This window comes from Polynucleobacter necessarius, from assembly GCF_900095185.1.
Taxonomy (GTDB): Bacteria; Pseudomonadota; Gammaproteobacteria; order Burkholderiales; family Burkholderiaceae; genus Polynucleobacter.
In genome coordinates, this window is record NZ_LT606948.1 from 208,136 (window position 1) to 227,839 (window position 19,704).

A 19,704-nucleotide genomic window follows, 5' to 3' on the forward strand; every position below is an offset into this window, starting at 1 on the left:
GCCTAGGTAATCACAAATCGATTGTTTTGATAATCATGAATTGCTTGCTCAATCTCAGCCCGTGTATTCATAACGAAGGGACCGTACTGAACAATGGGCTCATGAAGCGGTAAAATGCTGCGAGGATAATCAGTTGTGCGCCTGCAGGTCCAGATTTGGCTTTTAGGCGGGGGTCCCCCATCCCCAAGGACAATCGCTGCTTACTTGGGCACAGGCCTCAAGTGGGGGCGCCGCTCTCTAAAGCGCCGTCATATACATAGACAAACACATTGAGCTCTTTCGCAATGGGATGCTCAAAATCACAATGGGGTGATGTGAACATCCAAAAATAAGAGTGCGGTAGTGATGCCTTGTATTGGACAGGATTTCATGATTCTCGTATTGATATAAACCGGCAATCACCTGGACCGTTCCGCCATTAACCATATCTACCTTTGGAATATCCTCCCTCAATCTAGATATCTTTATATCCAGCCTCTTTCATCTTCTCATTAGCAGGCAAGTTAATTCAAAGTTAAAAGCCGCGCAGCGCCACTTACCTGTTGTGGCATCTCTGAATGAATAATGCCTCGTCCGGCAGTCATCCACTGCATACCACCAGTCTTTAAATGACCTGGGTTACTCAAATGATCCTCTCATGCAACCTATATGGCCCTCAAGCATATAGGTGACCGTCTTAAAACCTCTATGTGGGTGAGCAGGAAAACCTGCTACATAGTCATTGGGATCATGTGAAGAAAATTCATCGAGCATCAAAAAAGGATCTAAACGAACTTGATTCTGACCGCCAAGACTTCGACGCAATTTCACACCCGCACCATCAGAAGTATCAATACCAGGAATAATGGTTTGAATATTTCGGATCATATTCAGAGGTACAGCTCTATTTAAGCGGGTGGATGATCTTCAGGATTCACATCTAGCGCCATTAAAAAGCGAGAAACCATGTTATACGCTGCAATCACTGTAACCAACTCGACGATATCTGTACTACCCAAAGATGCTTGTAAGCGCTTCCTGAGATCAGGATCAACTTTAATGTTGCGTGTCATCTGAAAAGTTAAGTCAGCAGCATCATGTTCAACTGCCGAAAACAACCCCTTTGGAAAATTGGGCTGGCCAATTAAACGCAAGCCTTGTACCTGCTCTTCGCTACCCCCAGCCTTTTTAAATGCGGGCGCATGATGAAAAAATTCATACTCGGCACCATTGAGGACCGCCACGCCACACATTGTCAACTCACGCAATTTAGGGTCCAAAGAGAGATTATTACGAATCTCCCCAATAAAATGATTCCAACCTTCAGAAATTGGAACGCTATGCAAGAGCATGCGATCCAAATTAATGAACTGGCCACCACGGCGCTGACGAATGGCTGCCACCAGCTCTGCTGGTTCAGCTAAATCCATAGGCTGATAAGGAATTAAACGTTCTGTCATACATCATGAATCAACCTTTTATTTGTTTACTGTGCTGTCTCTTTGAGATTGTTTTCAATTACGAACTTACCCCAGATACCAATTTGCTTGCCAATAAATTCACGCGCAGCTTCTGGCTTGCCACCAACGATATCAATGCCTTGTACTTTGAACTTTTCAGCAACTGCAGGTGTTTTCAAAGCCTTTTTTAATGCCTTATTCATTGCGTCCACTATTGGTGCAGGTGTTTTACCAGGCGCTAAAACTGCCCACCAAGCTGGCGCACTAAATCCCGGGAAGCCACTCTCTGAGATTGTCGGGACATTTAGCAATGAAGGAGATCTTTTAGCAGTAGTTATCACCAAAGGAATGACGCCACCACTATCCACATGAGGCTTGACCAAGAACTCTGAGCCTACTGCTAATTCAACTTGACCGCCCAAAGCATCCTGCATCAAAGGACCACCACCACGATACGGAATATGGTTCCAATCAAAGCCAACTTGTTTCACAAGTCGCGCCATTGCCAAGTGTCCTAAGCTACCAATTCCAATGGAACCATAGCTAAATTGCTGGCCTGTTTTGGAGAGATCAACCAACTGTTTAAAGCTAGTAATGCCAGACTTTTTGCTTGCCACCAATACCATTGGCGATGTTCCAATTAACACTACAGGTGCAATATCTTTAATCGTGTCATAGGGAAGTTTGTCTTTCAGGCTCGGATTTACGCCGTGAGTATCAAACACCACAGCAAAAGTGTAACCATCGGGATCAGAACGCGTCATCGCTAATGTGCCAATGACACCAGAAGCTCCGCCAATATTTTCTACAATTACGTTTTGCTTCAACTCAGCCTGCAATGCAGGCGCCAATACCCGAGCCACCTGATCAACCGAACCCCCCGGTGGAAATACGGCAATTAAGCGAATTGGTTTTTGGGTTGGCCAAGCTCCAACCCCCGCACCTTGTGCACAGACAAGACTAGCGCAGCCAAAAGCCAATAAGACGCCCAATAAGCTATTTTTCAGGGCTTTTTTAGCCATTTTTAAATGATCCAACATGGATTTGCCTCCTGTAATAATGCCTCAAGATTAACACCCCCTTAGTCTATTTGCTCGATAATACAAAGGAAGCCAAGTGAGAGAAACATGAAGTTGATTCTAAATATTGCCGCCTATTTATTTGTCAGCCTAGATGGATTGCCAGAGCTACGCGCCAAGACGCTAGATGAGTGCAATAGTCGCAACCTTAAAGGGACCATCCTACTAACTGGCGAGGGCATCAACATGTTCCTTGCCAGCAAGCCAGAGGAGCTTCGAGGATTTGTGGATTGGTTGCGCCTTGATCCGCACTTTAACCCTCTCACCACAAAAGAAAGCTGGTCAGATGAACAGCCTTTCAAGAAAATGCTGTTCAAACTGAAAAATGAAATTATTCGCATGAATCATCCGACCCTTCGCCCAGAAGAAGGTCGTGCCAATTTTATTAGCCCCAAGAAGCTCCAAGAGTGGTTGGATCGCGGCACTGATGATCTGGGTCGTCCTGTGGTGATGGTAGATACTCGGAATGCTTTCGAGGTTGAATACGGCACTTTTGAGAATGCTTTACTTTTCAATATTGAAAAGTTCACAGAGTTTCCCGCCGCTATTTCAGCTCATAAAGATGAGTTAGTCGATAAAACACTCGTGAGCTTTTGCACTGGTGGTATTCGTTGCGAAAAATCTGGTCTATATATGCGAGAGATTGGCATGCAACACAGCTATCAATTAGAAGGCGGTATTCTGAAATACTTTGAAGAGGTCGGCTCTCCTCCTTATCAAGGAAGCTGTTTTGTCTTTGATGAGCGCGAAGCATTGGAACCCAGCTTGGATTCCATTCCTGCAGAACACTCTATTCGAAAAAATCCACACTATTTCCACTGAAAATTAATGCACCCTATATACAAGAAATCTATGAGCTCATTACCGAATATTGTAATCCTTGGCGACTACGAGCGCGCCCTCCGCTCCGCCGCTTCTCCAATTGGAACAAGCCTCCAATTGGAACAAGCTTTATCAACTGACCAACCTTACGATTTATCACGAGCCTTTACGAGACCAAGCTCTCTATGAAGCTGTAAAAGATGCAGATGTAATTGCAATCGTAAGAGATCGCTCGCCTTTTAATGAAGGCTTGATTGCACGTTTGCCAAAACTCAAATTTTTAATATTTACTGGTGAACGCAATGGCACTCTAGAAGCATCTACTCTAGTTTCGAGAAATATTCCGATGGCCTATACACCTGGTGGCCCTCCAAAAGAAACAACCACTGAACTCACTTGGGCTTTGATCTTAGGTACATCCAAACGCTTAATTGAGGAAAATAAATTAATCGCGTCTGGTGGCTAGCGCGACTCTCTATCTGTACTGCCGATGCTCCCTGATGAACGCCTGAGCATAATGGGCTTGGGTGCAATTGGTAGTCGCGTAGCACGTGTGGGCGCAGCGTTTGGCATGGAGTCCGCGCATGACTCCAGAACGTGCTGCTGCTGAGAATGCTAAGGCAGTAAGCCTTGATGAGTTCCTGAAAACTTCTAAGGTGGTCTCAATGCATCTAGTTGCTGGACCTGGGACCAAGGGATTAATTAGTTCTGATCAATTGGCACTCATGCGTCCCAATTCGATCTTGGTCAATCCGTCTCGCTCGGCGCTTATTAATATGGGCGATCTACAAACTGCGCTAGCAGCTGGTCGGCCAAGTCAAGCAGCGGTAGATGTTTTTGATATTGAACCACTTCCGGAAAAAGATGCATTAGGCAATACACCTAATCCACTGGTAACGCCGCATCTTGAATTTATTGCCGAACCTATCTTTGCTACTTTCTCAAAAGGAATTACCGAGACTCTAGAAGCATGGGTAGAAAATAAACCCGTACCGCATCCCTTTAATCCACAATAGCCCTGCTTGATTTCATGCAACCCTACACCCTTTCTCCGCTCCAACGTTTTATTAGCTTTAGCAAAATTGGCCTTTCGGGTTTTGGAGGCGTACTTCCTTTGGCCAGAAGGACGTTAGTTGAACGCGATAAAGTTCTGACATCGGAAGAATTTAGCGCCATTCTCGGAATCTGCCAGATTGTTTCAGGCCCAAATATTGTGAACTTAGCGGTCTGTGTAGCCTCGAGATTTGGCGGCGCAAGAGGAGCTTTTGCTGCGGTGCTTGGCCTAATCCTGGGGCCAATCGCTCTTGTAATATTGCTTGCAACACTCTATGAGCATTACAGCTATATTGCAACGGTTAAAGGAGTCTTGCGCGGTATTTCTGCCGTAGGAGTCGGCCTCATTGCCTCGACTGGATTAAAAATACTGCGCGATGAATTTCATTACCCAGCGATGTTTTTAGTCGTCGCAGTCACCATTCTATGCGCCACTTATTTTCATTTAGGCTTAGGATGGGTAGTGCTAACAGCATCACCATTAGCTATATTCTTGGCACGCAAAAAGGCTCAGCGTAGATGAACATACTGTTGAGTCTATTTTTGAAGCTATCTGCGTTCTCCATGATTTGTCGGTGTAAATGCACTTTTACCTGAATTATTAAATTTGGCTGTCTATCAAGAGCGGTGGATAGATTTGCAAACATTTTCTGATTACTTTGCGATTGCCCAAGCTGCTCCAGGGCCCAATTTCATGACAGCTACTCTATTGGGCTAGTTCTCTCTTCCGCTTGGGAGATTGCCCTACAAATTCACCAGGGTATTGCGGTCTACATCTTGACCATCACTATTATCGGCTTTACCTTATTCACACGCTGGCATCCACTTTATTGCATTGCAATTGGTGGAGCACTAGGCGCCCTGGGATTTATTTAGATCACTTTAAGAAAATTACTATGCAAGTCCATCAAAAATTTCCAGCTTACCTACTCTGTCTTCTTGCAATATTTGCAACTTCGATTTTTGCTCAGAGCAGCTATCCAAGCAAACCAATTCATTTCATAGTGCCTTATGGTACCGGTGGAAGCGCCGACTCGAGAAGCCGACAGCTCTCTCAAAAGATGAGCCTCATTCTCAAGCAGCCCATAGTTATCGATAACAAGCTAGGTGCCGGCGGGAATATCGGCACTGAATTTATTGCTCGTACAGCACCAGATGGATACACTATTGGTATGGGAAATTTTGCTCCCATGGCAGTCAATAAAACATTGTTTGGAAATTTGCGTTACGCCCCTGAAACGGATTTGACTCCTATCATCGCGGTTGAAAAAGGTCCATTAGTCTTAGTCGTGAATCCTAATTCACCCTATAAAACTGTTCAGGATATTGTTGTAGCAGCAAAAGCTCAACCTAACGTTTGAATATTTTCTTCAGCCGGAATCGGTGGCAGCCATCAACTCTCTGCTGAGCCCTTTGAATTCAATGCAGGTATTCAGATGATTCATGTCCCTTATAAGGGTGGATCTGGCGCTGTAACCGATCTCATGGCAGGCAATGTTGATTTCATGTTTGACAAAATGTATTCGGCTGTGCCCGGTATCAAGGCTGACAAAATTTGTCCTCTCGCCATTACCAGTAACAAACGCTCGCTTTTACTGCCAAGTGTTTGAGTGACCGAATTGAGAATGGTAAGTTTGGTATGAAAACCGGCGAAGGATTTTTTACCTGGACTGCTGAAACTATTCAAGCAGAGCGCGAGCGTTATCAAGATGCATGGCGTGCCGGCTTGAAGATTATTCAAAAAGATTTGCCAGAGATTAAATAGTAATAACCAAAACGGAAGTTATGAAATATCTTTGAGGTGAAGTTTTCTCAGGTGCGGGGCTAGGCGATAGGTAATGACAACCACTGCAATGGTTGTGACTCCGCCAAATATAATTGAGGGTACTAGCCCTATTATGCTTGCAGCGATGCCTGATTCAAGAGCTCCTAATTCATTTGATGATCCAATAAAGATCCCATTTATAGCGCTTATCCTGCCACGCATGTGATCTGGTGTTGTCAATTGCATGATGCTCCCTCGAATGACTACGGAAACTGAGTCAAAGCACCCGGAGATCAGCAAAAAGAATGCGCATAGCCAAAGATTGCTGGAGATGCCAAAGACAATAATCGCCATACCAAATCCTGCAACGGATATAAGTAGATGCTTGCCAGAGTCTGTCAAAATAGGGTGCCGCGCTAAATAAATTCCTGTTACAACGGCACCTGCCGCGGGCGCGGCACGCAGAATGCCTAGTATTTCTGGCCCCGAGTTCAGTCCTTCTTTTACAAACGCCGGCAAGATAGAAACCGCGCCACCAAAAAGTACTGCAAACATATCGAGCGCCATGATGCTCAAAATAAGCTCATGTTTTCTGACGTAGTGAAAGCCTTCTAAAAAACTTTTGAGAAAGTGTTTCGATAGATTGCTAGATTTCTCTTGGGGTACCTTAATGAAGGCAATGCCATATAGTCCAACTGCGCCACACAATGCAGCAAGTAGATATGTCCATTCAAGGCCAGCAAAACCAATTGTGAGGCCGCCTAGTCCAGAGCCAGCTACTACGCAAATCTGAAAAGCTGAAGATGCATAGGCGGTGTAATGTGGTAATTGATCACGTGGGATGATTTGACCAAACAGTGCGTGATAAGAGGGTCTGAGTAATGCTCTGCCAACGCCGATGAATGCGACGGCGGTGTAAATTAATGGTTCTGGTGGGGTCAACCATCCTAGTGATACGGCTGTTAAAAAAAGACCTGCCACAATGTGAATCAGACAGGCAAGCGCGGCAATCCATTTACGCGAGTAGTGATCTACCGCATGTCCTGAGTAAAGCGCTAGCGCAAAGTAGGGAATGAGCTCAGCAAGGCCAATTAGACCGAGTGAAACTACGCTATTGGTAATTTCATATAAATGCCATCCTATAGCCACCATTGTGACTTGATAGCATAGGGTTGCGCCTATGCGGTACAGCAGAAGGGTTCTAAAGGCTTTTCCAGGATTCATGAATCCTTTGCATTTTAAGGGAGAGCTGCTTTATCCTTATCGCATGAAGATAATCATTCGCATATGGGATTTGCCAATCCGCTTATTTCATTGGTTGTTAGTGCTCTGCATTATTGGGAGTTTTATTAGCGTTAATCTGGGTGGCAATGCGATTCAATGGCATGCTTATTTTGGATACAGCATTTTGACTCTGCTGCTCTTCAGAATTATCTGGGGATTCGTTGGCTCTACCCATGCGCGTTTTATATCGTTCTTTCCAAGCAAAAAAGCAATTATCGATTATTTGCAAGGTAGTTCGCCTCGCGTTCTTGGCCACAATCCAGTGGGTGCATTATCGGTATTTGCACTCCTCTTTGTGCTCTGTGTTCAAGTTGCTACTGGTTTATTTGTGGATGATGAAATCGCATTTCAAGGGCCACTTGCTAAGTATGTGCCTGGACGGGTATCTTCATTTTTGTCAGAGATACATGAAGGCAACCAAGTGGTGATTCTCACTCTGATTACGATTCATATCGCAGCGATCTGGTTCTACAAAAAATTTAAAGGTGAAAATCTTATCAAGCCGATCATCACTGGGGATCAAGAAATTGACCCAAGTGAGGCGGCTAATTATCTGCCTACTGACTTGGGTCGCGCCTCCAAGGATGGGGTCTTACAGCGCGGATTTGCTCTATTAATTTTAGGCTTGATCGTGGTAGTGGTGGGTTATTACATGACAAAGTAAAAAGGCTTATTTCTTTTTGAAATCATCATGACAGCCTTTGCATGTTGCACCAGCAGCACCAAAAGCTTTTTTAATACTCTCAAGATCGCCTGATTGAGCGGCTTTATTGAGATCAGCCACTGTTAATTGCATTTTGTCAGAGGCAGCTTTGAATTTTGCGTTGTCCAACCAAACGGCATGTTGCGCTTTTCCGCCTTCAGTGCCAGGTCCAAATGCTTGCCAAGGTAAAGTCGACATCATGGAAACAATAGCGGCGTTTTTTGCTACTTCATCTTTGTTGAATGGAGCTTCGCCTTTGACAACTCCGCCAATTTTCCCAAAAGAATTGGCCATGACGGTATAGACGCTTTGGCGATATTTGATGGCGTCTTCTGGCTTTTGAAATTGTGCATATGCTTGACCGGCACACATTGCTAAAACAGTAGCTGCGCTTCCTAAAACCAATTTCTGAAATTTCATAAGAGTTCTCCCTAATCAGTGCATTGCGTCATTTCAGCATATCTCAAAATGGGTATTTCCGCTTAAAAAATCATCCGCAGGGGGGCGGTTAACAACAAAATGAGCCATTCAAAGAAGTTCATCAAAGGTTGCATCCAGAAGCTGCCAATAATTCCGGTAAAAACCAGTCCTAGGACAATAAAAAACCCCCAAGGCTCCAATTTTCCAAGGGCAATAGACTGACGGGCTGGTAGGAGGCTGGATAAAATTCTTCCGCCATCTAGTGGGGGTAATGGGAATAGGTTAAAGACCAGTAAACTTAGATTCCAAGTGATTCCAGCCTGCGACATGGAAATGAGAAATTTCTCATCCACCCCAAATCCGACGAGCGCGATAAGTAGGATGAGCCAGATCAACGCCTGGATGAAGTTGGAGCCTGGTCCAGCTAAGGCAACCCAGATAGAGTCGATTCTGGGATTTCGCAGACGACAAAAATTGACGGGGACAGGCTTAGCGTAGCCCACTAAAAATGGGGATCCAGTCAAAAGTAAGACTAGCGGAATTAAAATAGTGCCGACCGGATCAATATGTTTGGCGGGATTTAGACTCACTCTCCCAAGCATATAAGCAGTATTGTCGCCAAATCTATGCGCAGCGTAACCATGGGCTGCCTCATGAATAGTGATCGCAAAAATCAGCGGAATAGCATTAATTGCGATAGCTTGGATAGAATAGTCAGTAATCATGGCAATATGATATCCACAGGAGCAAAAAGTGACCGACGAAAAGAAACCCGATTCCAAGACCCCAATAAAGGCCTCAGTTGTCGCCAAGCCGCCACCACCAGCACGCCCACCCGCGCCTAAAGGCCCATCTGGGCCCCCTGGAAGGCCTCAAGCAGGCTTTGGCGTGGGAAAAGGCATGATGCGCAAGGCTGGTCGCGGTCGATAGTGGATAATTGCACTATTGATTAATCTGTTTACAGAGGATTTAGCATGAACGAATAGCATAACGAATCAAAAGAAGCAATCAACAAAAAGATTATTACCTTGATCGTCATGTTGGGCGCCGCTACTAGTTTGGCAATTTTGTTTGCTTTGGTTGCAGCTCATACAGGTTATGAGTTCGGTTAAAACGCATTAATGACTAGCCATCGCCAACCGGCAGTATTTGCTGGCTATGGTAGTCCGATGTATGCTATTGAGCCCAACCGCTATACAGCGGCCTGGTCATCTTCAGGGAAACCATTACAGCGCCCAGACTCTATTCTTGTCATATCAGCTCATTGGGTAACGCGCGGGATTTGGGTTGCTGCAATGCCTAAGCCCAAAACAATTCATGACGTTGGCGGCTTCCCACAGGCCCTCTTGAATATCCAAGATTCAGCGCCAAGCAGTCCTGAGTTGGCTTGATCGTATCCAAGAGTTATTGGACATTTCCGTAGTGCTTGAAGAAAACGAGTGAGGGATCGATCATGGTGCTTGGTCAGTATCTCAAATACATGTATCCAAACGCTAATGTGCCGGTAGTGCAGTTGAGTTTGGATGGATCGATGTCGGCACGAGAACGAGAGCATTATGAGTTGGCCAAACAGCTAAGACCCTTACGTGATGAAAATATCCTGATTTTGTCTAGCGGTAATGTTGTTCATAATTTACGCACTATTCGCTGGCAAGAGGGTGCAGAGCCTTATCCATTGGCTACGCAATTCAATCATTTTTTTATCTCGAAAATTCAGGCTAACCATCAGGACTCTTTGATTGAGTGGGAAGGTTTTGGTGAGGCCGCCAAACTCTCAATTCCAACCCCAGAGCATTATTGGCCAGCTTTATATACGCTAGCCTTGCAGGCAAAAGGTGAGCAAGTAAAAATATATTCTGATGGTATAGGGATGAGTTCAATCAGTATGCTGGGTTTCTCCATTTAATAAAGAGCGAACTATGTGGTTATCAATTTTTGCAATCTTCTTTGGCGTTGGTCTGGGCGCGTTGCTAAGAGCAGCATTTAATTTTTTAACGGTTAGGCCACATCTGTCATTCCAATGAGGACTTTAATCTCTAATATGATTGGTGGCTATTTGATAGGTATCGCAATTGCCTTTTTTGGTAATAATCCTAACGTCTCACCTAAATGGAAACTTTTTATCATTACTGGTTTTCTGGGTGGCTTGACGACTTTTTCAAGTTTTTCGGCTGAAGTGGTTGGTTTTATGCAGTGCGGTGAGCTAAGTTGGGTCTTGGACACAGCATGACTTCACTTAATCGGCTCGATTGCGTTTACTTTCTTGGGTATCTTGACTGACCAAGTGCTTAAATAAACACTTAAACAATTGGGAATGCTAAGCCCAAAAATTTAATCTATGTCAATCTCCTATTCGGGTTTGATGTTTGCACTTTTGACTACTACACTCCATTTGCTTGCGTCTGATTTGATGAGCGCTGTAAACTCTGCTGGGTTGCCACCGCCAATCTCATTACCTTGTGAGAGCATGAGCTCTCGTAATTGAGGATTCTTAAGTGCTTCATTTGCAGCAGCATTTAATTTATCAATATAAGAACTTCTACTTTGGAATAACCCAATTCCACAAAGCTTGGGACATTGGGAAGTAGTTGGTGAGTTATTCATTGCAGGACCAGCGGCGATCTCACGAAAACCAAAGCCAAAACGAACAGCTTTATCAATATCTTCTGGGGTACATATACCAGCATCGACCATGGCAAAAGCTTCACGAGAAAGGGCATGCTGCAATCGATTGACTAAGAAACCTGGGAGATCTTTCTTGACCGTTACTGGCACCATGCCACAAGCAGTCATTAAACGAGATAGACTGTCCTTACCATTGGCGAGGTCTTCTTACCATAAACAACCTCAACGCATGGCACTAAGTGTGCTGGCATAAAGAAAGGTAATCCAATCATTCTTGCTGCAGTTTTGAGACCTTTTGCAATCTGGCGGATTGGAAAGCTGGTACTGTTACTGGTTAGCACTGCCTCAGGCTTGGCATATTTTTCTAACTGAGCAAATAACTCTTTTTTAATATCCAATAGTTCCGGAACACACTCGATTACCAAATCAATATCAGTCGAGTCTACTTTTTCAAGCGCTACTGCCACAGACAGTAAATGGATCCGATGCTCATAGCCAAGATCAGCCATAGTATTAGCAAAATATCTGGTAGGAGTGCACGACGCTCAGTGGTTGACTCAACGACCTGAACAGCACACCCACCCGCGTGCACACACAGCCGCTACATCAACACCCATCGTGCCGCCACCAACAATCACCACCTTAGTTTCAGCTAGCATGAATAACATGAATATTCTCCTAAAAGGGATGCGGACCTGTTCTAAAAATCCTCTTATAATGGGCTCCTTTTTTCAAAGAAAAAGTTAGCGAGACATGATCCCCGTCAATTCGGGGCTGCAGGTCGGCCATTTCCCTGAAATTATGCAAGCGGAAATTGATCGACGCTTTATTCTCTGTCGTCATGCAGATCCTCAAGCACCTGCTCCAGCAGGCAACTTTCAAGCGATTTTGATTCGCTCAAACACCAAGTTGCCTAAAGCTTTGGTGCAGCAAATTTCCAGTATTCGCATGGTGGCAACCTGTGGGGTTAGCTATGACAATCTCCTCTTGGCTTACTCCGCCGCATTCTAGAGGCTCAGGAATACGTGAAACGCTCTGCTTGGTCAAAGGCACCTTTTCCAATTACAACTACCCTTGCTGGCAAAACTATAGGAATAGCGGGTATGGGTCGAATAGGCCAGGACCTGGCTAAACGCCTTGAGGCTTTTAAGGTAAAAATCGCTTATTCGGGACACAATCAGAAATCCGTTTCTTATGCCTATTTCCACGATGTTTACTCTTTAGCCAAAGCCAGCGAGATCCTTTTTCTAGCGTGCCAAGCCACTCCGAAAACAAACAAGATGCTCAATACCGAGGTCCTTGAGGCCTTCTGGCTATCTAATCAATATTGTGTGTGGTAGCGTGGTTGAGAGGGCGCTCTTTTATATGCACTGCAGCATAAAAAGATTGCTGGCGCGGCTTTAGATGTTTTTGAAAATGAGTCCAGTCCAAACGCGGATAGCAATGACCAAGTTAGCGGTAGATAATTTAGAAGCTTTCTTTACACAACAAAAATTTCCTTCAGAAGTAAATAATTAAAACGGAGCCAGCCTGACGATTTCTCTGCACCCTTCTACCTTACCTGCGGTGTTGTCCCCTGTAATCACACCATTTAAGGCGGACGGTAGCCCAGATGCTCCAAAAAGTTATTGAAACAATGTACATGGCTTGAGGCCAATGGTGTTGGTCAAGCGATCTTTGGCACAAACTCTGAAGCAAACTCAATATCTGCCCCTCAAAAAATGAGTGCTTTGACCGCCTTAATTGAAGGCAGATTAAATCCTGAACATATGATGCCTGGTACTGGTGCCACATCAATTGATGCCGCTGTGACAATAACTCGCCATGCAGTGAATCATAAGTGCGCAGGGGTATTAATGTTACAGCCCTTCTTCTACAAAGAAGTATCAGACGATGGCCTCTTCGCTTATTTTTCTGAAGTCATTCAAAAGATGGGTAGTACTGCACTTCAGATTTATATTTACAACATTCTACCAGTTACTAAGCTTAATTTAAGCCTCTCCTTACTTGCGCACTTAGCAAAGGAGTACCCAAACACTGTTGTCGGCATGAAAGATAGCTCAGGCGACTGGGCATACACCGAATCAGTCATTCAATTACTCGCTCCTTCTGGCTTTAGAGTCTATGCGGGGGTCATGAAGTATTTTTAATGGGTGCCCTGCGTGCTGGTGGCGTCGGTTGCATTTCCACTGCCGCCAACGTCAATCCAAAAGCCATTGCTGAATTAGCGGCGCACTGGCGAGAATCCAACGCAGATGAGCGTCAAGCTGGACTTGATCAGGTTCGTGGAATTTTTGCTAAGTATCAAATGATTGCAGGCATGAAAACTGCTGCAGCCCATTACACCAATGATCCTGAGTAGCTCAGAGTGCGTCCACCACTTATGCAACTCAGCGATGATCAGCACTCTCAATTACTTAAAGAGTTAAAAAAAATTAATTTTAGCATGCCGGGACTGTAATTTAATAAAAATACAATACAAAACATAAATAGGAGACAACAATGAAACCACTTAAAGTCATTGCTATATCGCTTAGCTTTTTATACGCAAGTGCAACTGCGCAAAATATCTCTATTGCTACGGGCGGCATAGGAGGCGTTTACTACCCCATGGGTGGTGGCTTAGCCTCTGTTCTTTCCAGCAAAGTTCCAAGCATGTCTGCAACGGCAGAAGTCACCGGTGGTGGCTCTGTATAGACAACTTAAAGCTAATCGGCACAGACAAAGCCATATGTTGGTTTTTCTATGGCGAATGCTGCTAAAGATGCAACATCAGGCGTAGATAAATTTAAAGACAAGCCTATTGATGTTTGCATTCTGCTCATTCTTTATCCAAACTTGATGCACGTTGCTACTGTTGAATCAACTGGCATCAAAACTATGGGTGACCTCAAAGGTAAGCGAGTCAGCACTGGCGCCCCTGGAAGCGCAACTGAAGTCATGGCATTTCGTTTACTTGAAGCAGCTGGTTTAGATCCGACTAAAGATATCAAGCGCGAGCGTTTAAGCGTTGCTGAATCCGTTAATGCAGTCAAAGATCGCAAAATTGATGCGTTTTCCTGGGTCGGCGGCTTACCAACTACAGCAGTAACCGATTGAGCAAATAGTCCAGGGATGAACATTGTCATGATTGATACTTCAGCCAAAGTACCAGCCATGAATAAAAAATATGGCAACTTATATTGCCCATCCATCATAACTAAGCAAACATATAGCGGCATAGCTAAAGACAATAATCTAGCTGCGGTAGCAAACCTATGAGTTGTCAATGCGACGATGTCCGATGATGAAGCCTACAAGATTGTGCAGGCTGTTTTTGACAATCAACTGGAATTAGTTCGCTCACATGCCGAGATTACTGCGCCTGCACGGCCTTGTAATATGGACTCGTTATACATCTCCATCCAGAGGCCTTCACTTCGGTGACTATTTTGACCAATAAGTTGAGGAGCGAGTAATTGCTCCACTGTAATTTTGGCAATCTCGCCTCCCGCGCTTCCGACATAACAAAAGCCGATGCCTTTATGACCATCTTTGCTGCGTACTTTTACCAAACAATAGTGACGCTCTGATACCGCTCGGGTAGAAAATGAAGTTACTTTATCCAAAGGCACTGCGACAGAAGCAACTTGGATGGATTCAATAATCGGCATCTAAACTCCTTAATTAAAAATTTACACTACCAGCATGGGCTCGAATAAGAAATAATCAAGCCATTACATTTGGCAGTTAGAGGGCAAAGATGAGCCAAGTTGTTGTGATGGGAACAGGCACCGTGGGCATTGGTATCGCCGCTGGATTTCTAGCGCGCGGCACAAATATCATCATTCTGGGCCGCCATTCTCAAAAGGCGATGGCTTGTCTTGATTCTATTCAGTCATCCGCACAATCAATTCCGCCTTAGATCAATGTGTGTGTGCCTCCTCATATTTCCATCGGCAGTAATAAATCTGGATGTCCACGCTGGTTTACCTACCGCGCATCGCATTCTCAACACCTACCACTTTATGCCAGCACATAAACTCCCATTGGTGGAAATAGTTGTGGGTGAGCATTCTGACCTTTCTTTGGCAGAGAGGGTATGCCAGTTTTACCGTGCCCATAGTAAAAAACCAGTGCTTGTCAAAAAAGATATCCCGGGATTTTTAGCAAACCGCATTCAACACGCATTAATGCGTGAGGCTCTCTCACTGGTTGAGCAAGGAATTGCTACTCCCGAAGCTATTGATACTGCAGTTCGTTATAGCTTTGGATTTCGGTATGCAGCTGTCGGACCCATGACTCAAAAAGAGATCTCTGGCTGGGAGGGAATGACTCTAGCCGCAGAACTGATATACCCATCTTTATCCAATATCTCAGCGCCACCAAGTTGCGTAATGAATTTAGTTAAAAGTGGCAAAACTGGTATCGCCAAGGGTGAGGGTTTCAGAACATAGTCTGCAGATGAAGATTAAATTTAATTTTGCTGCAGCACAGCATATTTATTCAGAGCTGCGCTCACATTATTAGATAATTGAGGCGTGAATAAAAAAGTATCTATTAGCTCCCTATTCACCAAGGGAGTTGTCATTTTGTCTTGTTGCGCCTTTCTAAGCACAACCCCAGAGTGGATTGTCGAGGCACAAGCTCAGAGTAATCAAACTAAGAGTACAAAGCAGTCGCCCAAAAAAATCATCGTCCAACAGCCCAAACAAGTTGGCTTTCAAGATAAATCAGCGGGCTCGAATCCAAAAACAAGCAGTATGAGTCTAAATCCCTCGCTATTTCAGCGCAAAGTTCCAGATGAACTTATGTTGGATGGTGACGCTAACCTCGATTATCGCGTTACTCAAGGCTGCCTGCGACGAAGTTTTAGCGAAGACAGCCTGCCTGCCAGCGTCGGCATAAAGGATCGTCAATTTGCCGAATTTTTTAAGAATCAAACAAAAACTTTTTTTGACCGCATGCGTGGTGATTGCATACCCTATACCGCCGCATTTGGTAGTCGCAATCGCTTTGATTCCCTCAGCATTATGAATGGGCCCATTCAAGACAGCAAAACAGAGGTGTGGACCTTTACTCCATCCGCAGTTGGTGAATTTTTAATTCAGCAAGATTACTTAAAAGATGAATCAAAACGCTTGACAGAGATTCGTCTTCCATTAAGAGATGTCTTATATAACCCACGAAAAGTAAACGATCAACTACCTGTAGAACTCGTTTGGGAACTGAACTCCATCATCAAACAAATTTATCCGGAAGAAAATAATTCCCTCGAAAACACTAATAGTGTTGTGCGTTTGATTGTGGATTTTGGCGATAGAGAAAAATGGGCCCAAATTTGGGCGGTTGAAATTATCGATCCAAACACTAATGAGACATATGCCAATGCCTTCTGGCTTGAACGCAACGATATTCTTGGCGGCTTCTTTACCGGAAGTGGGGAATCACTTGAGCGCTCTTTCTGGACCAATCCATTAAGTTATCGACGCATCTCTCGTGGGGTTGGTATGGTAAAGGCCTCCAGCAAACGCAGTAAAGCCCCTGCCGCTACACCTAATGCCAATACCGCTCCAGCCCAAAAACAACGTTACCGCGCCCACATGGGAATAGACTACTCTGCGCCAACTGGAACACCTGTCTTCAGCGTGGCTAATGGTAGGGTTGTTCATATTGGTTACAGCGGTGCCTTTGGCAACTTAATTGTTTTGGAGCATCCTGGCAACTATCACACTTACTATGCGCATTTAAGTAACTACAACGTAGAACTCGAACTTGGTAATGAAGTAAGACGTGGTTTAGAAATTGGATATGTAGGCTCTACAGGGCGATCAACTGGTCCCCATCTGCATTTTGAATTAAGAAAAAATGGGGTCTACATAGATCCGTATGCCGCCAAAACACAACTGGATTTATGGTCTATGCGAGACAATGATAGTGGACAGCTCACTAGAGAAATTTTGCTTCTAGGAAGCCCCATTAAAAATAACTAATTGATTCAGTATGACGCTTGAAATAACAAAGGGTCCTTATGGACCCTTTTTACTGAACATCGCCAAATTAACCCAAAACTAACACTGGAAGTGTTGCATGGACAATGACCTCATGGGTTTCGCTACCGAGCAACATACTTCTAATGCCAGTACGCTTATGGGAGGCCATCACAATGACATCCGCTTTCGCTTTTTTGGCGCCATCCAAAATTCCCTCAGCCAGATTACTGTTGGCGATGTGTAGGCTATTTGTTTTGACGCCGGCACCAAGTGCAGCGGTGGCTTTCTTAAATACGTCCTTCGCATATACTTCACATACCTTGGCATGTTCTTTTTGCGAAATTCCGTAACCCATTGTGCTGTCGGAATAAACCATTGGGGGCATTGGATCAGAAACATAAACCAAGGTTACGGCAGCGCCATCAGCCTTAGACAGAGCGGCGACCTTTTTTAAGGATTTGCTACTGACGCCAGAACCATCTACTGGTACCAATAAACGTTTAAACATAATAACCCCCTTTAACTTGAACAACTAATCTAGTTTTTCTATCATACTATTAGAATATATAAAGATAAAGGTTACTGAATTGCTCAAGAATATTGCTGTTTTATACCTCCTTTTTAGTTGTGTTGATCACAATCGATTTTATATCTCTTTTAGAGATTGCAAAAAATCTCTATCGCGACCAAATGGGTGATTTGATGGCTAGCGAGCCCAAACTCATTGCCGGTCTTGCCTTTTATCTTTTGTATGCTCTGGGGGTTTGTATATTTGTGATTATTCCAGCACTTTCAAAACAGTCTTGGATATATGCGCTGCAATATGGCGCCTTGTTTGGGGTTTTGTGTTACATGACATACGATCTCACCAACCTTGCCGTTGTGAGAAACTTTCTAACACAGTTAGCCTTTGTCGATATAGCGTGAGGAAGCTTTGTAACAGCCATATGCGCATACTTTGCCTACTGGGTTGGCAATCGCACCTCCTAGGCAATTAATTTAGCCTATGCTTTTTCGTCCTCATCTACTAGATTCGTTTAAGGGCTATAACCGCACCCTTCTCACAAAAGATGTTTTCGCAGGATTAACTATTGGAATTGTTGCACTTCCCCTAGCGATGACCTTCGCCATTGCTAGCGGACTCAAGCCAGAAGCAGGCATCTTTACGGCCATCATTGCTGGTGGACTCATTTCTTTACTGGTGGGTGGCAGTCGAGTTCAAATCGGCGGCCCAGCTGGCGCTTTTATTGTGATCGTCTACGGCATTGTCGAGCGCTATGGTATTTCCAATTGATTAATTGCTACAGCAATGTCAGGTGTATTTTTATTTCTGATGGGCGTATTTCGCCTGGGAACGCTAGTTCGCTTTATCCCTGTTGCAGTCATCATTGGTTTTACAAACGGCCTTGCCTTTTTGATTGGACTCTCCCAGACCAAGGATTTCTTTGGCCTCCAGGTTGAAAAAATGCCGACCCATTTTTTCCAGGCTGTACACACACTCTATTTGGCGGCGCATACTGTGAACCCGATTGCCCTAGCTCTAGCGTGTGGAAGTCTGGCTTTATTAATTCTCTGGAAATTATTTCAGAAGCGCTTGGGTTGGCTTTTGCATCTGCCAGGCACTGTGGTTGCGATGGTAATTACTACTATCATCACCAGTATTTTTAGTTTACCGGTTGATACTATCGGCAGTCGTTTTGGCGGAATCCCATCGCAGCTACCTTCTTTTGAATGAATCCACATTAGCTGGGATAGCGCGCAATACATGATTGCACCAGCAATAACGCTTGCATTATTAGGGACTATTGAATCTTTGCTCTGCGCACGTATTGCAGATAGCTTGATGCACGATCGTCATGAATCTAATCAAGAGTTGATGGCTCAAGGGAGCGCCAATTTTACGCTTCCATTGTTCGGCGGCATGCCAGCAACTGGCACTATTGCACGCTCCGTCACTAATGTGGAGAGCGGTGCAACTACACCTGTCGCAGGCCTGGTGCACGCTCTCACTCCACTCATAATCGTTTTGTTTGCAGCACACCACTAGCCAAAAATATTCCGCTCGCTAGTCTTGCTGCAATCTTGATGTACGTTGCTTGGAATATGGGTAAATGGAAAAAGTTGATTGACCTTAAACAATGCTGCTTACCCTATCACGTGACCCTCTTGATGGCATTCATTCTGACTGTAGTTTTGGGCCTCACTATTGCAGTTCAGGTCGGTCTGCTTTTAGCCTTTATCTCATTCATTTATCGCATCTCTAGCTTATCGCGTTGTGAACTTGCGCAAACAAGTGATTTCCCAGGTCTACAAAATCAAGAAGGAAGTATAGACGCGTATCGTATTCACGGCGCCCTCTTTTTTGGTGCCGTCAAATTATTAGAAAACATTGAGTTGAATTTACCCACGCAAACTTTATTATTGGATTTGAAGAATGTGATGTATATCGACACTTCTGGCATGGATACGATTATGGAACATTGCGCATTTATGCAAAATTCGCGTGATCATTTTTGGCTTAGCACACCAGCCGCTTGAAATG

At 44.4% G+C, this 19,704-nt stretch carries 33 protein-coding genes and 4 pseudogenes; 25 read left to right on the top strand and 12 right to left on the bottom strand.

Features of this window, described 5'->3' with window-relative positions; all coding sequences use genetic code 11:
* Positions 1 to 2: 2 nt before the first annotated feature.
* The 5 genes from DXE31_RS12640 to DXE31_RS01310 form a co-directional block, all read right to left on the bottom strand.
* Complete coding sequence (locus DXE31_RS12640) at positions 3 to 71, bottom strand: hypothetical protein (RefSeq protein WP_415078048.1); 69 nt, start codon at positions 69 to 71, stop codon at positions 3 to 5.
* Between the two features lie 432 nt (positions 72 to 503).
* Positions 504 to 626 (bottom strand): pirin family protein, encoded by a 123-nt coding sequence (locus DXE31_RS12645; RefSeq protein WP_415077785.1) that lies wholly within the window; start codon positions 624 to 626, stop codon positions 504 to 506.
* Complete coding sequence (locus tag DXE31_RS12650) at positions 619 to 867, bottom strand: pirin family protein (protein ID WP_415077786.1); 249 nt, start codon at positions 865 to 867, stop codon at positions 619 to 621. The genes DXE31_RS12645 and DXE31_RS12650 overlap by 8 nt, the downstream gene beginning before the upstream one ends.
* 20 nt (positions 868 to 887) lie before the next feature.
* Entirely contained in the window at positions 888 to 1,439 is a 552-nt protein-coding gene (locus DXE31_RS01305; protein ID WP_114697544.1) for a carboxymuconolactone decarboxylase family protein, read from the bottom strand.
* A 26-nt stretch (positions 1,440 to 1,465) separates the two neighbouring features.
* Positions 1,466 to 2,479: a tripartite tricarboxylate transporter substrate binding protein gene (locus DXE31_RS01310; protein ID WP_114697545.1), complete on the bottom strand. Its 1,014-nt coding sequence runs from the start codon at positions 2,477 to 2,479 to the stop codon at positions 1,466 to 1,468.
* A gap of 87 nt (positions 2,480 to 2,566) precedes the next feature.
* Between DXE31_RS01310 and DXE31_RS01315 the strand changes: the two genes are divergently transcribed.
* The 7 genes and pseudogenes from DXE31_RS01315 to DXE31_RS01340 all read left to right on the top strand — a co-directional run bounded on the left by DXE31_RS01315 (position 2,567) and on the right by DXE31_RS01340 (position 6,158).
* Complete coding sequence (locus DXE31_RS01315; RefSeq protein ID WP_114697546.1) at positions 2,567 to 3,340, top strand: sulfurtransferase; 774 nt, start codon at positions 2,567 to 2,569, stop codon at positions 3,338 to 3,340.
* Positions 3,341 to 3,440: 100 nt separating this feature from the next.
* A complete protein-coding gene (locus DXE31_RS10000) occupies positions 3,441 to 3,806 on the top strand; it encodes a Rossmann-fold NAD(P)-binding domain-containing protein (RefSeq protein ID WP_197712084.1) in 366 nt (121 codons plus the stop codon).
* Between the two features lie 118 nt (positions 3,807 to 3,924).
* Positions 3,925 to 4,356 (top strand): NAD(P)-dependent oxidoreductase, encoded by a 432-nt coding sequence (locus DXE31_RS10005; RefSeq protein ID WP_197712085.1) that lies wholly within the window; start codon positions 3,925 to 3,927, stop codon positions 4,354 to 4,356.
* Positions 4,357 to 4,370: 14 nt separating this feature from the next.
* Positions 4,371 to 4,916 (top strand): chromate transporter, encoded by a 546-nt coding sequence (locus DXE31_RS01325; RefSeq protein WP_114697547.1) that lies wholly within the window; start codon positions 4,371 to 4,373, stop codon positions 4,914 to 4,916.
* A gap of 84 nt (positions 4,917 to 5,000) precedes the next feature.
* Positions 5,001 to 5,111 (top strand): chromate transporter, encoded by a 111-nt coding sequence (locus tag DXE31_RS12655; RefSeq protein WP_197712086.1) that lies wholly within the window; start codon positions 5,001 to 5,003, stop codon positions 5,109 to 5,111.
* 343 nt (positions 5,112 to 5,454) lie between these two features.
* Positions 5,455 to 6,003 (top strand): annotated as a pseudogene (locus DXE31_RS01335) (Bug family tripartite tricarboxylate transporter substrate binding protein).
* The gene (locus DXE31_RS01340; protein WP_231969248.1) at positions 6,000 to 6,158 is read left to right on the top strand and encodes a hypothetical protein; all 159 of its coding nucleotides are present in this window, start codon (positions 6,000 to 6,002) and stop codon (positions 6,156 to 6,158) included. Before DXE31_RS01335 ends, DXE31_RS01340 begins: the two are co-directional and overlap by 4 nt.
* An 18-nt stretch (positions 6,159 to 6,176) precedes the next feature.
* Here DXE31_RS01340 and DXE31_RS01345 read toward each other — a convergent pair whose 3' ends face one another.
* Complete coding sequence (locus DXE31_RS01345; RefSeq protein ID WP_114697548.1) at positions 6,177 to 7,382, bottom strand: MFS transporter; 1,206 nt, start codon at positions 7,380 to 7,382, stop codon at positions 6,177 to 6,179.
* On the opposite strand from DXE31_RS01345, the gene DXE31_RS01350 reads away from it, so the two are divergent.
* The gene (locus tag DXE31_RS01350) at positions 7,381 to 8,106 is read left to right on the top strand and encodes a cytochrome b/b6 domain-containing protein (protein WP_231969250.1); all 726 of its coding nucleotides are present in this window, start codon (positions 7,381 to 7,383) and stop codon (positions 8,104 to 8,106) included. The two genes, DXE31_RS01345 and DXE31_RS01350, sit on opposite strands and share 2 nt — an antisense overlap.
* A 6-nt stretch (positions 8,107 to 8,112) precedes the next feature.
* On the opposite strand, the gene DXE31_RS01355 is transcribed toward DXE31_RS01350, so the two are convergent.
* Together DXE31_RS01355 and DXE31_RS01360 are read right to left on the bottom strand one after the other, a co-directional pair.
* Complete coding sequence (locus tag DXE31_RS01355; RefSeq protein ID WP_114697549.1) at positions 8,113 to 8,565, bottom strand: c-type cytochrome; 453 nt, start codon at positions 8,563 to 8,565, stop codon at positions 8,113 to 8,115.
* A gap of 62 nt (positions 8,566 to 8,627) precedes the next feature.
* Complete coding sequence (locus DXE31_RS01360) at positions 8,628 to 9,290, bottom strand: site-2 protease family protein (RefSeq protein WP_114697550.1); 663 nt, start codon at positions 9,288 to 9,290, stop codon at positions 8,628 to 8,630.
* A 28-nt stretch (positions 9,291 to 9,318) separates the two neighbouring features.
* On the opposite strand from DXE31_RS01360, the gene DXE31_RS09690 reads away from it, so the two are divergent.
* The 4 genes from DXE31_RS09690 (at position 9,319) to DXE31_RS10845 (ending at position 10,795) form a co-directional block, all read left to right on the top strand.
* Positions 9,319 to 9,495: a hypothetical protein gene (locus tag DXE31_RS09690; protein WP_162785513.1), complete on the top strand. Its 177-nt coding sequence runs from the start codon at positions 9,319 to 9,321 to the stop codon at positions 9,493 to 9,495.
* Positions 9,496 to 9,686: 191 nt separating this feature from the next.
* Positions 9,687 to 9,956, top strand: a complete 270-nt coding sequence (locus tag DXE31_RS10835; protein ID WP_231969252.1) for a dioxygenase family protein — start codon at positions 9,687 to 9,689, stop codon at positions 9,954 to 9,956.
* 62 nt (positions 9,957 to 10,018) lie between these two features.
* The gene (locus tag DXE31_RS10840; protein WP_231969254.1) at positions 10,019 to 10,471 is read left to right on the top strand and encodes a dioxygenase family protein; all 453 of its coding nucleotides are present in this window, start codon (positions 10,019 to 10,021) and stop codon (positions 10,469 to 10,471) included.
* Between the two features lie 135 nt (positions 10,472 to 10,606).
* A complete protein-coding gene (locus tag DXE31_RS10845; protein WP_231969255.1) occupies positions 10,607 to 10,795 on the top strand; it encodes a CrcB family protein in 189 nt (62 codons plus the stop codon).
* 119 nt (positions 10,796 to 10,914) lie between these two features.
* On the opposite strand, the gene DXE31_RS10850 is transcribed toward DXE31_RS10845, so the two are convergent.
* On the bottom strand, positions 10,915 to 11,358 hold the full coding sequence (locus DXE31_RS10850; RefSeq protein WP_231969257.1) for a 3-hydroxyacyl-CoA dehydrogenase family protein: 444 nt from the start codon (positions 11,356 to 11,358) through the stop codon (positions 10,915 to 10,917).
* On the bottom strand, positions 11,358 to 11,699 hold the full coding sequence (locus DXE31_RS10855; RefSeq protein WP_231969258.1) for a 3-hydroxyacyl-CoA dehydrogenase NAD-binding domain-containing protein: 342 nt from the start codon (positions 11,697 to 11,699) through the stop codon (positions 11,358 to 11,360). The genes DXE31_RS10850 and DXE31_RS10855 overlap by 1 nt, the downstream gene beginning before the upstream one ends.
* Before the next feature lie 292 nt (positions 11,700 to 11,991).
* Here DXE31_RS10855 and DXE31_RS10015 point away from each other — a divergent pair, with 292 nt between their 5' ends.
* The 7 genes and pseudogenes from DXE31_RS10015 (at position 11,992) to DXE31_RS11915 (ending at position 14,451) form a co-directional block, all read left to right on the top strand.
* On the top strand, positions 11,992 to 12,201 hold the full coding sequence (locus tag DXE31_RS10015) for a hypothetical protein (RefSeq protein ID WP_231969259.1): 210 nt from the start codon (positions 11,992 to 11,994) through the stop codon (positions 12,199 to 12,201).
* 14 nt (positions 12,202 to 12,215) lie between these two features.
* Positions 12,216 to 12,656: pseudogene (locus DXE31_RS10020) on the top strand (NAD(P)-dependent oxidoreductase).
* Positions 12,657 to 12,818: 162 nt separating this feature from the next.
* Positions 12,819 to 13,340: a dihydrodipicolinate synthase family protein gene (locus tag DXE31_RS11905; RefSeq protein ID WP_269460563.1), complete on the top strand. Its 522-nt coding sequence runs from the start codon at positions 12,819 to 12,821 to the stop codon at positions 13,338 to 13,340.
* Complete coding sequence (locus tag DXE31_RS11910) at positions 13,340 to 13,552, top strand: beta/alpha barrel domain-containing protein (protein WP_269460564.1); 213 nt, start codon at positions 13,340 to 13,342, stop codon at positions 13,550 to 13,552. The genes DXE31_RS11905 and DXE31_RS11910 overlap by 1 nt, the downstream gene beginning before the upstream one ends.
* Positions 13,553 to 13,692: 140 nt before the next feature.
* Positions 13,693 to 13,887: a hypothetical protein gene (locus DXE31_RS10860; protein WP_231969260.1), complete on the top strand. Its 195-nt coding sequence runs from the start codon at positions 13,693 to 13,695 to the stop codon at positions 13,885 to 13,887.
* Positions 13,888 to 13,935: 48 nt separating this feature from the next.
* On the top strand, positions 13,936 to 14,289 hold the full coding sequence (locus DXE31_RS10865; RefSeq protein ID WP_231969261.1) for a TAXI family TRAP transporter solute-binding subunit: 354 nt from the start codon (positions 13,936 to 13,938) through the stop codon (positions 14,287 to 14,289).
* A 27-nt stretch (positions 14,290 to 14,316) separates the two neighbouring features.
* Positions 14,317 to 14,451: a hypothetical protein gene (locus DXE31_RS11915; protein ID WP_269460565.1), complete on the top strand. Its 135-nt coding sequence runs from the start codon at positions 14,317 to 14,319 to the stop codon at positions 14,449 to 14,451.
* Between the two features lie 86 nt (positions 14,452 to 14,537).
* Here DXE31_RS11915 and DXE31_RS01400 read toward each other — a convergent pair.
* A pseudogene (locus tag DXE31_RS01400) lies at positions 14,538 to 14,843 on the bottom strand (mandelate racemase/muconate lactonizing enzyme family protein); the annotation flags it as partial.
* A gap of 89 nt (positions 14,844 to 14,932) precedes the next feature.
* Here DXE31_RS01400 and DXE31_RS10030 point away from each other — a divergent pair.
* From DXE31_RS10030 to DXE31_RS01410, 3 genes are all read left to right on the top strand, one after another.
* Complete coding sequence (locus DXE31_RS10030) at positions 14,933 to 15,094, top strand: 3-hydroxyacyl-CoA dehydrogenase NAD-binding domain-containing protein (protein WP_197712089.1); 162 nt, start codon at positions 14,933 to 14,935, stop codon at positions 15,092 to 15,094.
* Positions 15,095 to 15,197: 103 nt separating this feature from the next.
* Positions 15,198 to 15,626: a 3-hydroxyacyl-CoA dehydrogenase family protein gene (locus DXE31_RS01405; protein ID WP_231969524.1), complete on the top strand. Its 429-nt coding sequence runs from the start codon at positions 15,198 to 15,200 to the stop codon at positions 15,624 to 15,626.
* 84 nt (positions 15,627 to 15,710) lie between these two features.
* A complete protein-coding gene (locus DXE31_RS01410; RefSeq protein WP_231969262.1) occupies positions 15,711 to 17,162 on the top strand; it encodes a M23 family metallopeptidase in 1,452 nt (483 codons plus the stop codon).
* 67 nt (positions 17,163 to 17,229) lie between these two features.
* Here the strand turns inward: DXE31_RS01410 and DXE31_RS01415 are convergent, their stop codons facing one another.
* Entirely contained in the window at positions 17,230 to 17,670 is a 441-nt protein-coding gene (locus DXE31_RS01415) for a universal stress protein (RefSeq protein ID WP_114697551.1), read from the bottom strand.
* Between the two features lie 119 nt (positions 17,671 to 17,789).
* Between DXE31_RS01415 and DXE31_RS01420 the strand changes: the two genes are divergently transcribed.
* The 3 genes and pseudogenes from DXE31_RS01420 (at position 17,790) to DXE31_RS10875 (ending at position 19,700) form a co-directional block, all read left to right on the top strand.
* Positions 17,790 to 18,089: a DUF2177 family protein gene (locus DXE31_RS01420; RefSeq protein ID WP_231969263.1), complete on the top strand. Its 300-nt coding sequence runs from the start codon at positions 17,790 to 17,792 to the stop codon at positions 18,087 to 18,089.
* 79 nt (positions 18,090 to 18,168) lie between these two features.
* Positions 18,169 to 19,209: pseudogene (locus DXE31_RS10870) on the top strand (SulP family inorganic anion transporter).
* Between the two features lie 35 nt (positions 19,210 to 19,244).
* On the top strand, positions 19,245 to 19,700 hold the full coding sequence (locus DXE31_RS10875; RefSeq protein ID WP_231969264.1) for a SulP family inorganic anion transporter: 456 nt from the start codon (positions 19,245 to 19,247) through the stop codon (positions 19,698 to 19,700).
* The last annotated feature ends 4 nt before the right edge of the window (positions 19,701 to 19,704 follow it).